General features: G+C 57.4%; 11 protein-coding genes. 6 read left to right on the top strand and 5 right to left on the bottom strand.

The features are described from left to right. The first annotated feature begins 1 nt into the window (after position 1). Together EoCCA6_RS06460 and EoCCA6_RS06455 are read left to right on the top strand one after the other, a co-directional pair. Positions 2–1,381, top strand: a complete 1,380-nt coding sequence (locus EoCCA6_RS06460; RefSeq protein ID WP_152081967.1) for an amidohydrolase family protein — start codon at positions 2–4, stop codon at positions 1,379–1,381. A 125-nt stretch (positions 1,382–1,506) separates the two neighbouring features. Continuing rightward, positions 1,507–2,241: a class I SAM-dependent methyltransferase gene (locus EoCCA6_RS06455; RefSeq protein ID WP_152081966.1), complete on the top strand. Its 735-nt coding sequence runs from the start codon at positions 1,507–1,509 to the stop codon at positions 2,239–2,241. On the opposite strand, the gene EoCCA6_RS06450 is transcribed toward EoCCA6_RS06455, so the two are convergent. Then, positions 2,235–2,837, bottom strand: a complete 603-nt coding sequence (locus EoCCA6_RS06450; protein ID WP_152081965.1) for a short chain dehydrogenase — start codon at positions 2,835–2,837, stop codon at positions 2,235–2,237. The genes EoCCA6_RS06455 and EoCCA6_RS06450 overlap by 7 nt on opposite strands. A 97-nt stretch (positions 2,838–2,934) precedes the next feature. Between EoCCA6_RS06450 and EoCCA6_RS06445 the strand changes: the two genes are divergently transcribed. The 3 genes from EoCCA6_RS06445 (at position 2,935) to EoCCA6_RS06435 (ending at position 5,626) form a co-directional block, all read left to right on the top strand. After that, a complete protein-coding gene (locus EoCCA6_RS06445) occupies positions 2,935–3,822 on the top strand; it encodes a LysR family transcriptional regulator (RefSeq protein ID WP_152081964.1) in 888 nt (295 codons plus the stop codon). Between the two features lie 19 nt (positions 3,823–3,841). Beyond that, positions 3,842–5,023 carry an aminotransferase-like domain-containing protein gene (locus EoCCA6_RS06440; RefSeq protein ID WP_152081963.1) on the top strand — a complete coding sequence of 394 codons (1,182 nt, stop codon included), beginning with the start codon at positions 3,842–3,844 and terminating at the stop codon, positions 5,021–5,023. Between the two features lie 84 nt (positions 5,024–5,107). Beyond that, on the top strand, positions 5,108–5,626 hold the full coding sequence (locus tag EoCCA6_RS06435; protein ID WP_152084413.1) for a DUF6622 family protein: 519 nt from the start codon (positions 5,108–5,110) through the stop codon (positions 5,624–5,626). 2 nt (positions 5,627–5,628) lie between these two features. Here EoCCA6_RS06435 and EoCCA6_RS06430 read toward each other — a convergent pair whose 3' ends face one another. Next, positions 5,629–6,048, bottom strand: a complete 420-nt coding sequence (locus EoCCA6_RS06430) for a nuclear transport factor 2-like protein (protein ID WP_152081962.1) — start codon at positions 6,046–6,048, stop codon at positions 5,629–5,631. 97 nt (positions 6,049–6,145) lie between these two features. Between EoCCA6_RS06430 and EoCCA6_RS06425 the strand changes: the two genes are divergently transcribed. Continuing rightward, positions 6,146–6,871 carry an AraC family transcriptional regulator gene (locus EoCCA6_RS06425; RefSeq protein WP_152081961.1) on the top strand — a complete coding sequence of 242 codons (726 nt, stop codon included), beginning with the start codon at positions 6,146–6,148 and terminating at the stop codon, positions 6,869–6,871. Between the two features lie 205 nt (positions 6,872–7,076). Here EoCCA6_RS06425 and EoCCA6_RS06420 read toward each other — a convergent pair whose 3' ends face one another. The 3 genes from EoCCA6_RS06420 to EoCCA6_RS06410 are packed head-to-tail and all read right to left on the bottom strand — an operon-like array spanning position 7,077 to position 11,849. After that, positions 7,077–8,246, bottom strand: coding sequence for a beta-barrel domain-containing protein (locus EoCCA6_RS06420; protein WP_152084412.1), 1,170 nt, complete (start codon positions 8,244–8,246; stop codon positions 7,077–7,079). Between the two features lie 10 nt (positions 8,247–8,256). After that, entirely contained in the window at positions 8,257–10,449 is a 2,193-nt protein-coding gene (locus EoCCA6_RS06415; protein WP_152081960.1) for a type I secretion system permease/ATPase, read from the bottom strand. Continuing rightward, positions 10,446–11,849 (bottom strand): TolC family outer membrane protein, encoded by a 1,404-nt coding sequence (locus tag EoCCA6_RS06410; protein ID WP_152081959.1) that lies wholly within the window; start codon positions 11,847–11,849, stop codon positions 10,446–10,448. The genes EoCCA6_RS06415 and EoCCA6_RS06410 overlap by 4 nt, the downstream gene beginning before the upstream one ends. Positions 11,850–11,927 lie beyond the last annotated feature (78 nt).

The following is an 11,927-nucleotide window of genomic DNA, read 5'->3' as shown; positions in this document are numbered from 1 at the left end:
GATGAGTGAAAACAAAAGCCGCCGCGAGTTTATCAGCCAGAGCGGCAAAATGGTTACCGCCTGCGCGCTGTTTGGCGCTACAGGTTCCGTCGCGTATGCTGCGGATACCACGAAGCCAACCTGCGAAACGGGCAAACCGATGAACATCACCGCAAAACACTATTACCTCGATAATGTGCTGCTGGAGGCCGGATTTAATTTCGACGGCGGCGTGGCGACGAGCACCCGCACTGAGCTAAAAACGCTGGAGATTAAAGACGGCAAAATCATCGTCCTGCGCGATAACAAAAGCCACGCCGACGCCACCCTGCCGCACTATGATGCAGGCGGAAAGCTGATGCTGCCTGCCATGCGCGACATGCATATCCATCTGGATAAAACGTTTTACGGCGGCCCGTGGCGTTCGCTCAATCGCCCGGCGGGAACGACCATTCAGGATATGATCCGTCTTGAGCAAAAGCTGCTGCCGGAGCTACAGCCTTATACCCAGCAACGCGCGGAAAAGTTAATCGATCTGCTCCAGTCGAAAGGTTCGACCATCGCCCGCAGCCACTGCAATATTGAGCCGGTTTCCGGCCTGAAAAACCTGGAAAATCTGCAGGCGGTGCTGGCGCGCCGGGGCGCAGGTTTTGACTGTGAAATCGTGGCGTTCCCGCAGCACGGATTGCTGTTATCGAATTCTGAAAAGCTGATGCGCGAGGCGATGCAGGCCGGGGCGCATTACGTGGGGGGGCTGGACCCGACCAACGTGGACGGCGCGATGGAAAAATCCCTCGACACTATGTTCCAGATTGCGCTGGATTACGACAAAGGGGTGGATATCCACCTGCACGAAACCAGCCCGGCGGGCGTGGCGGCGGTGAACTATATGGTGGAAACCGTCGAGAAAACGCCGGAACTGAAGGGCAAACTCACCATTAGCCACGCCTTTGCGCTGGCGACGCTCAACGAGCAGCAGGTGGATGAGATCGCCACCCGCATGGCGGCGCAGCAGGTGACCATTGCCTCTACCGTGCCCATCGGCACCCTGCACATGCCGCTGAAGCAACTGCGGAATAAAGGCGTGTTTGTCATGACCGGTACCGACAGCGTGATCGACCACTGGTCGCCGTATGGGCTGGGAGACATGCTGGAAAAAGCCAACCTCTATGCGCAACTCTATATCCGCCCGAACGAGCAGACACTTTCCCGCGCATTAGGTATCGCCACAGGCGACGTGCTGCCGCTGAACGAAAAGGGTGAACGCGTGTGGCCGAAAGCGCAGGATGACGCCAGCTTTGTGCTGGTGGATGCCTCCTGCTCTGCCGAAGCCGTGGCGCGCATTTCTCCGCGTACCGCAACGTTCCACAAAGGGAATCTGGTCTGGGGCTCGGTGGGCTGATGGGTGCCGGGTGGCGGCTTCGCCTTACCCGGCCAACCAAACCCCTCAAATCGTAGGCCGGGTAAGCGCAGCGCCACCCGGCAATGCCGTATACTGCCAGGCACATTCTTAAAGAGGGATCTGCCATGGCACAAAACATCTACGACAACCCGGCGTTTTTCGAAGGCTACGCTCAGCTTCCGCGCTCGGTGCAGGGGCTGGACGGCGCGCCGGAGTGGCCTGCGCTCAGGGCAATGCTGCCGGATTTAACCGGCAAAGCGGTTATCGATCTCGGCTGCGGCTATGGCTGGTTCTGCCGCGCGGCGCGTGAGCTGGGCGCGTCTGACGTCACGGGCGTAGATATCTCCGAAAAGATGCTCGCCCGTGCAGCGGAGCTTACCTCCGATCCACAGATTCACTATCAGCGTAGCGATCTGGAATCTCTCAGGCTCAACGAGAACACCCTCGATCTGGTCTACAGTTCGCTGGCGCTGCACTACCTGCCGGAACTGGACACGTTATTCGCCCATGTTCAGCGCGCGCTCAAACCCGGCGGTAGCCTGGTCTTTTCAATGGAGCACCCGATTTACACCTGCGCCTCCCGTCAGGGCTGGCTGACGGACGACAGCGGCGAGCGGTTCTGGGGCGTGAACCATTATCAGGATGAAAGCCAGCGCGTCAGCAACTGGCTGGCGGACGGGGTGATAAAATACCACCGTACGCTGGGCACCACGCTTAACGCGCTGATCAAGGCCGGATTAACAATAAGCGAAGTCAATGAGTGGGGACCAACGCAGGCGCAAATTGACGCCTGGCCTGCATTGGCTGAAGAGGCAGAGCGCCCGATGCTGGTGCTCATCTCCGCCCGTAAGGATCAATAACCCACTTTATATACCCGCCCACTCTGCACCCCTTCCACGCTGCGGCGATAGGCCTGTGCCACCGTTGCAGCGGGGACGCTTTCAAAGCCGGGGAAGAAGCCGTCGTACGCTTCGGCGGATTCGGTGAGCACCGTCGGGCTAATCAGATTGATGCGGATAGCGCGCGGCAGCTCACAGGCAGCAGCGCGAACAAACCCTTCCAGCGCGGCGTTTACCGTGGTGGCATTCACGCCCTGGGCTATCGGCTCGTGCGCCACAATACCGCTAATCAGTGTTATCGAGCCACCTTCGTTCAGGTAGTGTTGCCCGGTCAACGCCAGGCGTACCTGCCCGAGCAGCTTATCCTGCAGCCCCTGGTTAAAATCGCTGTCTTTCATCGTTTCCAGCGGGCCGAAGTAGAGACCACCGCTGGCAGACACAATCGCATCCACCGGGCCGATCTTTTCAAACAGCGCCTGTACGCTCGCCTGTGAGGTGATATCTACCTGATGATCGCCCTGCGTGCGACCCACCCGGATCACCTCATGGCGACGTTCCAACTCTTCCGTTACGGCGCGACCGACCGTACCGCTGGCACCAATAATGACGATTTTCATAGCAGACTCCTTACGTTGTGAGCTTTCATTCTTTAATAAATTAAAATGCAGATAAACTGGGCTAAAGTTAGAGGATTGCTAACCAGAGATTCGGAATATGGATAAACTTCGCGGCATGGAAACGTTTATCGCCGTAGTTGAAAGCGGGAGCTTTACGGGCGCGGCAGCCCGGCTGGAGATGTCGGCGGTGATGGTGGGCAAGTACATTGCGTGGCTGGAATCGCAGCTTGGCACGCGTCTGCTGGAACGCAATACGCGCCGCCAGAGCCTGACGGATGCCGGGCGCGTCTGGTTTGAAGAGGCGAAGCGGGTACTGGAGCAGCTCTCCATTGCTGAGCGCGCGGTCGAGCGGCTGCGTGCTACTCCCGCCGGAACGTTGCGCGTGACGGCACCGACCTCATTTGGTGGCTGTGTGATTGCGCCGTTAACCGCCACGTTTTTACAGCGCTATCCGGAAGTGCGGGTGGAGCTGGATCTCACTAACCGGATGGTCGATTTGGTGGATGAAGGTGTTGATCTGGCGATCCGTATCGGTGACATTCGCAACGACGATCTGGTGGCGAAATACCTGTGCCCCTACCGGATGGTGATCTGCGCCGCACCGGACTATTTAGCGCGTCACGGCACGCCACAAACGCCTGCCGATCTGGTGGATCATCTGTGTCTTTCTCACACGGTGTGGACCGCGCGCAACGAGTGGCGGCTGCCGGGCGTGGAAGGAGAGGTGCGCTGGAAGCGGGACGCGATTTTAAGATGCAACGATGGCTACGGGCTGCGGATGGCGGCGAGAGCCGGGGCAGGGCTGTTGCTGCAACCGGAAGTGCTGGTGGCGGAAGAGCTGGCAAGCGGCAGGCTGGTGCGGGTGCTGGAGAATTTCACTCCGGAACCGAGGCCGGTGCATCTGTTGTGGCGTCAGGATTTACGGCCGCTCCCGAAGCTAACGGAATTTATCGCCCATATTCTGCTAAGATTGGGCACAATATAAAAAAGAAGGTAATCGAAGAATGTCTGCAAACAAACTCGCCAGCAGCGCGCAGGGCCTGCAATCATCTGCCATCCGTGAATTATTAAAACATAGCAAAATGGCGGGCGTGATTTCGCTGGGGGGCGGTATTCCAAACCCGGATCTGTTCGACCATGAAGGGCTAAAAATTGCTGCGGATGCTGTGTTATCACAGCATTTTGGCGAGGCTTTCCAGTATGGACTGACGGAAGGCGTACCGGGTCTGCGCGAGGAAATTAAACGCATCTGCGAGGGACGTGGTATTGCCTGTAAGGCCGATGATGTCGTCATTACTTCCGGCTCGCAGCAGTCTCTCGACGTGCTGGCGCGCGCGTTAATTAATCCGGGTGATACCGTTGTCGTAGAAAGACCTACGTATCTTGCTGCATTACAGGTATTTGGCCTGGCACAGGCGCAATTTGAGTCTGTAGGGACAGATGGCGACGGAATGAAAGTCGACGAGCTTGAAGCTCTGGTGGCAAATAAAACCATTAAAGCGGTTTATATTGTACCGACATTTGGTAATCCTGGCGGTGTAACGCTTTCTGAAGCGCGTCGTAAACAACTGGTAGAATTATCGAAGCGATATGATTTCGTCATTATTGAAGATGATCCTTACAGCGAAATTAATTATACCGATGAAGTTTTCAGCCCGTTAATTGCGCACGCAAAAGCGATTGGCAATGAAAATAACGTTGTTTATACCTCTACGTTTTCCAAAATTCTGGCACCGGGTACGCGTGTGGGCTGGGTGATCGTGCCGGAGTGGCTGAAGCGCGCGGTGGTCAATCTCAAGCAAACCACGGATCTGCATACCAGCACGCTGTCGCAACTGATGACATACGAGTATTTGAAAACCGGCCGTCTGGCCGATCAAATCAACATGATCCGTGAAGCCTATCGCCAGAAATACCAGACCTTCGCGAGCGAGCTGGAAGCGGAGCTGGGGGATGTGATGTCGTTCCACAAGCCAAAAGGCGGGATGTTCCTGTGGGCGAAAATGAACACTGACATTAATACCACGCGCTGGCTGGAGAAAACGTTAAGCAACGGCGTGGTGTTTGTGCCTGGCGAATTCTTCTATTGTAACGAGCCGGACCACACGACGCTGCGCATGTCATTCGTTACCCCAACGGATGAACAACTGAAAGAGGCGGTCAGACGCCTGAAAGTGTCACTGTAACTGACGTGCGCATGATGGCGGTTACGCCGTTATGCGCAATACTTACCCGGTGCGGTAATGGCCGCGATCGCCATGGTGAATCCCATGTTTGAATTCCTTACCGGTATTGTGACGCACACGCCCGTCTGGGTGTGGGTTCTGTTTGTTTTTCTGATCTCCCGCGGTATCAAGGCCCGCAAACCTGCCACCGTGACGCTGGAGAAATTAGCCCTCATTCCGGCGATTTTTCTGGTCTGGGATATTTACGATCTGGTGGTTTATCGCGATTTGACCATTGCCACCGTCACGCTGTGGATGGCGGGTATTCTCGCGGGCGCGGCGCTGGGTTATGTGCTGATTAAGACAAACGCGGTGACCCGTGCCGCTGCGCCGCGCAGTATTTCCCGTCAGGCTGATTACACCGCGCTGCCCTTTATGATGCTGGCGTTTCTGGTGAAATATGTACTGGGCGTGACAAGCGCTATTTCCCCGCAAACGCTGCAGCAGCCCGCCATGAGCGCCTTTGCGATCCTCTCTGGCGGTGTCTTTGCGGGGGTGTTTATCGGGAAATTTGTGCGCTACGTTGGGGTGTATATTAACGCCCCGACACTTCCGGCTGAGTAACGTCAGTGGGTTGCGTGAGCCAAAGCGCGGTCACTCATTTCGCCATTGATTAACCGCGTGACTTCATCTATCCGACAGATTTTCCCCTCGCGCAGCGTTGCAAACATATACACCTCAATCTCCGCCTGATTCCCTCCAGGATAAACGACCGTAACGATATGCCGATCCGCCAGAAGAGTGTCGTTGCAACAAGCCTGTACAACCCTGAATGTTACGCTGCGGGTGTGCAGACGAATGTGGCTAAGATGTTGCACAAAACCCGGAAAATCAAGCAGGTTGCCGTCGGTGTATTGCTGATAATCAGGAGAGAAAACTTCCGCTGGATCAAGATTGCCTGTAAATAATGCGGTCAGAAACGCTTCGGTTTTCTGACGCAGCGTTACGCTGTCTGTGGCGGATAAGAGAGTATTAATGATGTTCATGGTTGCGCTCCTTTTGATGATGAGCCCCCATTATCCTTGACAGCCAATGACGTAGTTTCTGTAATACGACAATGAATAACGATTTTCGGCCATTATCATGCTTACTGCTGAGTTACTGCGCCATCGCACAGGTCATCATACGCAATGGCATCGTCATGAAGCCGGACAGCTCTGTCGAATTACGACAGGTCTGATGGTCATTGAGACGCACAAAGGGCGCTCGGTTGTACCGGCGAAACACATTGTATGGGTCCCGCCGGGTCAGCTTCATGCTGCCTCTTCTGAAAGCGCCATTGAAGGCTGCTCGCTTTATCTTGATTCAGCATGCTGTAGCGCATTGCCTGGCGAAACTACGCTGTTTGATGCCGATGACCTGACCAGTGCGCTTTTTATGCGTCTCAGCGAACAGGGAAGCGAACATGATCCGCGGATGCTCTCTGTTCTGCTGGATGAGTTGGCTCGTTCCGCGCGGAATCGCTATTTGTTGCCCATGCCTGCGGATTCAAGGCTCAGCAAGGTGACCCGTCACCTGATGCAATGTGTCGATGATAATCACACGGTTGAGCACCACGCTCGTCACGCGGGAATGAGTGTGCGTACGTTTAACCGAAGATTCCGTGCTGAAACAGGTATGAATTTCGTTAACTGGAGGCAGCTTGCCCGTGTCGTCCGGGCGATGGAGTGGCTGGCCGCCGGAAAACCAGTAGGGTGGATTGCGCTATCATGCGGTTATAGCAGCGTCAGCGCGTTTATTGCTATCTTCCGGGCTTATACAGGCAAAACGCCAAAGCAATGGACGCTTAAAGAATCTCATTCTGCGTAAAGGGCGCTGTTGCTAAACTCACGGCGCAACAAAAGGCCACGCCGCCATTAAGTTTCACCGGGGTGCCAATCCCGATGCCAGATTTTGCTGGCGATTGAGCCACCCTGGAGCGCTCATTGGTAATAGGGTGACAGAGTAGCAGGGAACGTAAAATGAACGGAATGACCACCGCATTCTTATGTTCCTCCTCATATAACAGGGAGTCTTACCGCTCTCTCAACGCCTCTTTCGCCCTGTTAAACGGCTTAATCATATAATCCAGCACCGTTTTCTCCCCGGTCTTGATGTCCACCGTCGCAATCATCCCCGGCACAATGGAGAAATGCCTGCCCGCCTTATTCACCAGATAATCCTGGCTGGTGCGGATAAACACCCGGTAATAGAACACTTCCGGCTTAGCTTCGTCCTGAATGGTGTCCGGCGAAATGGTTTCGACCACGCCGTGCAGCCCGCCGTAAATGGCGTAATCGTAGGCGGTGATTTTGACCAGCGCCTCCTGGTTCGGGTGGATAAAGGCGATATCGCGCGGCGACAAGCGGGTTTCAATCAGCAGGTGATCGTCCACCGGCACGATCTCCATCAGCTCACCGTTCGGCGGAATGACGCCGCCGATGGTGGTGACCTTGATGTTCTTCACGATCCCGCGCACCGGAGATTTCACCGTCAGACGGGCCACGGAATCCTCGCGTCCTTTGAGGATCGCCGAAACCATATCCACTTCTGCGTTCGCTTTGGATAACGCCTCGCGCGCCTGCACGTAATACTGCGAGCGCACGTCGGTGAGCTTGAGTTCAAGATCGCTTTTTTGCCGTTGCAGTCGCAGCACTTCCACGTGGCTGGCGGCACCGGTTTTCACCAGCCGTTGGGTGATCGCCAGCTCTTTGTTGGCGAGATCTAATGCCGAACGCAATTCCCGCTGAGTGTCCTCCAGTTGCGCACGACGTGAGTTATAAAGGCGCGTTTCGGCCCCGATCAGATCGGTCCATTTCGCCAGCGAAGGGGGGAACTTCAGCGGGAGATCGTTCACCTCCGCATAAAGACGTGCGCTGGAGGCCAGCGAGGCCCGGTAGCGCGCCGCACTTTCACCAACGTTAGATTCGGATCGGGTAGGGTCAAGCCGTGCCAGAACTTGTCCGGCCTGCACCTGATCCCCCTCGTGTACGTTGAGTTCAGTGAGTATCCCTCCGTCCAGCGACTGTAAAACCTGCTCACGCGAACTGGGGATCACTTTCCCGGTCCCGGTGGAGACTTCGTCCAGCACGCCAAACCATGCCCAGACGCCAAGCGCCATAAACAGCAGCAGGGAGAAAATCACAATCCGCCGTGCGCCAGTGTAGCCGCTCTCAGAGTCGAGAGCGTTGTCCAGGTCTTCCATTGCGGCGACGTCACGCTGACTGATTTTCATTTTTCCACTCCCGTCCGGTTGCCTGCTGCTGTTGCTGCATGCGGCTGTTGCTCAGCGCCTGCGCTTTTGGAGCGTCCATCACCAGCATGCCCTCTTTCAGTACCACCACGCGTTCCACCAGCTCCAGCACCGGTACGCGATGAGTGGCGACAACCAGGGTGCGGTTGCCGAGCCAGGCGCTCAGGCGCTGGATAAATTCCCGCTCGGTGTGCTCATCAAGGGAGGCGGTGGGTTCGTCCATTAGCACGATATTCGGATCGCGCAGAAGCATACGCGCCAGCAGAATGGATTGACGTTGCCCGCCGGATAACCCCACGCCGTTCTCCATAATCGGGTAGTCCAGCCCCTTCGGCAGTTTCTGTGCGAAGCCCGCCGCGCCGCACATTTCCAGCACCCCGAAGATCTCTTCATCGGTGGCGCGCGGCATACCGAGGGTGATGTTTTCGCGCAGGGTGCCGTAGAACAGCCGCGCGTTCTGAGTCATAAACCCGACGTTACGCCGCACGTCCGCCACGTCCAGATGCGGCAGGCTGAGGTTGTCGAGGCGCAGTTCGCCGCCGGCCAGATCCATTCCGCCCGCCATCGCCTGCAGCAGCGTCGATTTGCCCGCGCCGTTGCGCCCGAGGATCGCCACTTTCTCGCCGGGCTTGATCTCCAGGCGGTTGATGCGTAAAGCCATGCGCGGATCGTCCGGGTGATAGCGGAACTGCGCCTGCTCGAACAGGTAGTGGCCGCGCAGCACGTCCTGGCGGATCGGCGTCTCTTCGCGCTGATTTTCGGTCGGGAGCTGCATAATGCTGTCCAGCCCCTCTTTTGCCGCTTTGACCTGCTGCCAGCGAGCCAGCACGCCACACAGCGTTGCCATCGGGGCGATCATGCGCGAGGCCAGCATCGAGGCGGCGACCACCGAGCCGGTGGTTAACGTGCCGTCGATCACCATCGGCGCACCGACCACAATCACCGCGGCATACACCAGGCTCTGGATGGTTATCCCCCAACTGATCAGGTTCTGCGTCAGCTCGCGGGTGCGCAGGCCGGATTCCGCGGTGATCTGGATATAGCTGTTCCACTGCTGCAGAAAACGGTTTTCCGCCTGCATCAGCTTGATGTCCTCCAGCCCCTGCACGCTCTCCACCAGCACCGCGTTGCGCAGGGTCGATTCGTGCGCCGACTGCTTCGCCAGCTCCGCCAGTTTTTTCTGCAGCAGCAGGCCGGGCAGCACCATGATCACCGCCGCCACCGGGGCGATCCACGCCAGCTGCGGGGCGATGATCGCAAGTACCACCACGAACAGTAAAAAGAACGGCAGATCGACTATGGTGGAGATGGTGGAAGAGGTGACCATCTCGCGGATCTGCTCCAGCTCGCGCAACTGAGAAATAAAGCTACCGGTGGAGCGGGGAATGGCGCTGTGACGCAGACGCAGAGCGTGGCCAAAGACGCGATCCGAGACGCGCAGATCCGAGCGCTTACCCAGCAGATCCATAATGTGCCCGCGCGCCACGCGCAGCACAAAGCCAAACAGCGTGGCGATCAGCACGCCAATGGTCAGAACGTAGAGCGTCGGATAGGACTGGGCGGGGATCACCCGGTCGTAGACCTGCATGGAAAAAACGATCCCCGAAAGCGAAAGTACGTTGATAAACAGCGCGGCGAGCATTACCCAGCTGTAAGGACGCAGGTCGCGCATTACCAGCCGGTAGAGCCAGTCCGGGCGATATTTCGAGATATAGGCATCTACGCGGCTGTCTTTCAGGGCCGCCAGCGGGCGCAGGGCGATGATGTGACGAATGGCAGGCAGCATCGCCATCATCGACAGGCGGTTGGTGTGCGTTTGATCGTCGAAAAAGCTGACCTCAAGCGTATCCTCGCCGTCGAAATGTTCGATCACGCCAATTTTACCGTCGTTCAGCGCCACCACCACCGGCAAGCGCCAGCTGTTAATGGACTGCTGATCCGCCGTGAGCAACTGAAACGACAGCCCGGCCTCGCGGGCAAGCTGGGTTAGGGCAGGGACCATCGGTTTGCCTTTCAGCCACGGCGCACCGGCTACCAGCGCACCGGGAGAGCAGGCGACACGGTAGCGTGTGGCGACGTAGCCAAACGCCTGCGCCCACTGTTCCAGCGCATCATCTGCTATCGTTTCATCCTGCGGGATATCGCGTTGCTTCATGGCTGGATCTCCACGGTCTGGATGGTTCGGTTTTCAAGATCGAACGCGTGACGCAGACGCCCGGTGTTGTACAGGCAGTTCAACTGCAACTGGTGCAGTTGTCCGGCGGTTTGCTGCTGGGTGAAACGGGCCTGATAGACCTCCTGCTCAGCGTTGAGCACGTCGAGCAAAGGGCGCGAACCGAGATCAAGATACTGCTGCTGATAAAGCTCGCGGGTGCGGGCACTGAGCGCCTCCTGGCGACCCTGAATTTGCAGCGTGCTCATCAGGCTCAGCACCTGGCTGCGCGCCTCCAGCAGTTTTTGCCGCACGTCGAGACGCGTGCGCTGGATGGTAGACTGAGCGGACTCCACCGCGTGTCCGGCGGCGTTGCGGCGGGCCGTCAGGCCACCGCCCTGGTAGAGCGGCATCTGCACTTTGACCCACGCGGAATACTGGGTGCGATCCCGCGTTTCGTTGCCCGCGTAGCGGTCGTTGAGGTAGTGGCGAACTTCCGGCTCCAGCGAGACGGTCGGCGTCATCTGCGCATTGGCGTAGTCGAGGTTGGCCTGAGCAACGTTAGCCTGTGCCCAGGCGGCTAATACCGCCGGAACCAGCCGATCGTCCGGCTCGGCGATATCGCAACTGCGGGCCAGATTTTGCGGAAATTCATTGCTGACGTCGTGCAGGTTGTCCCAGCCAAGAAAACTCATCAGCGTGGCGCGGGCGCTGTCAAGGCTGGCCTGGTACTGCATGAGTTGGGCGCGTGCGCCTTCAATACGGGCATCGGTCTGCACCACGTCAGAGAGCGATGTCGCCCCTTCGTCATTGCGCTGTTTGGTCAGTGTGCCGATGGAGGAGAGCGCATTGAGCTGTTCTTTGGCGGTATCGACCATCTGCTGCCAGGTTTGCACCTGTACCATCGCGATGGCGGTATCGTGGGCGATAGTGTCAATGCTGACCAGCACGTTAGCCTGCTGCTGGGCGACGCCAGCGCTTTCAGCACGCACCTGGCTTGCCACTTTGCCAAAGTCGTAGAGCATTTGTGAGAGTGAGAGCACCAGCGACGGCGTAAAGCCATTATCGCTGCCGTCGTGGGTATAGCCATTTTCCATTCCGGCGTTAATTTGCGGGTAGTATTTCGATTTGGCGACGTCTACATTTTCGCTCTGTTCATAGAGTTTGCCGACCGCTTCGCTGATGGCAGGGTGCCAGGTGACGGCGCGGTTAACTGCCTCGCTTAGCTGGAGCGTTCCGGGCGCGGCTTTGCCTGCAACGGGTGCCACGCGACCATTCAGCGAGGGTAGCTCCTGCGTTTCGCGGAGCTGGCCAGTATTAATCATCGCCGCAGGGTTTGCGGCGATGGCGGAGACAGATATCAGGCAGCACGAGAGCCACCTGTATGGCATCTTCTTTCCCATGTCATATCCCTAATAAATGCGTACAGCTTTATTGTTTATGCCCAGGCGACAAGCGCCTGGGTCATTTGGTGCGTGTGT

Origin of the sequence: Enterobacter oligotrophicus, assembly GCF_009176645.1 — a bacterium.
GTDB lineage: Bacteria > Pseudomonadota > Gammaproteobacteria > Enterobacterales > Enterobacteriaceae > Enterobacter > Enterobacter oligotrophicus.
The sequence above is the reverse complement of the archived record's forward strand: the minus strand, read 5'-3'. Positions and strand labels throughout refer to the sequence as shown.

Bases quoted from the DNA above. Each gene is read 5' to 3' on its own strand.
- EoCCA6_RS06420 (WP_152084412.1), bottom strand. From the start codon at position 8,246: ATGGAAGACCTGGACAACGCTCTCGACTCTGAGAGCGGCTACACTGGC.
- EoCCA6_RS06425 (WP_152081961.1), top strand. From the start codon at position 6,146: ATGCTTACTGCTGAGTTACTGCGCCATCGCACAGGTCATCATACGCAA.
- EoCCA6_RS06460 (WP_152081967.1), top strand. From the start codon at position 2: ATGAGTGAAAACAAAAGCCGCCGCGAGTTTATCAGCCAGAGCGGCAAA.
- EoCCA6_RS06415 (WP_152081960.1), bottom strand. From the start codon at position 10,449: ATGAAGCAACGCGATATCCCGCAGGATGAAACGATAGCAGATGATGCG.
- EoCCA6_RS06410 (WP_152081959.1), bottom strand. From the start codon at position 11,849: ATGGGAAAGAAGATGCCATACAGGTGGCTCTCGTGCTGCCTGATATCT.
- EoCCA6_RS06440 (WP_152081963.1), top strand. From the start codon at position 3,842: ATGTCTGCAAACAAACTCGCCAGCAGCGCGCAGGGCCTGCAATCATCT.
- EoCCA6_RS06450 (WP_152081965.1), bottom strand. From the start codon at position 2,837: ATGAAAATCGTCATTATTGGTGCCAGCGGTACGGTCGGTCGCGCCGTA.
- EoCCA6_RS06445 (WP_152081964.1), top strand. From the start codon at position 2,935: ATGGATAAACTTCGCGGCATGGAAACGTTTATCGCCGTAGTTGAAAGC.
- EoCCA6_RS06430 (WP_152081962.1), bottom strand. From the start codon at position 6,048: ATGAACATCATTAATACTCTCTTATCCGCCACAGACAGCGTAACGCTG.
- EoCCA6_RS06455 (WP_152081966.1), top strand. From the start codon at position 1,507: ATGGCACAAAACATCTACGACAACCCGGCGTTTTTCGAAGGCTACGCT.
- EoCCA6_RS06435 (WP_152084413.1), top strand. From the start codon at position 5,108: ATGTTTGAATTCCTTACCGGTATTGTGACGCACACGCCCGTCTGGGTG.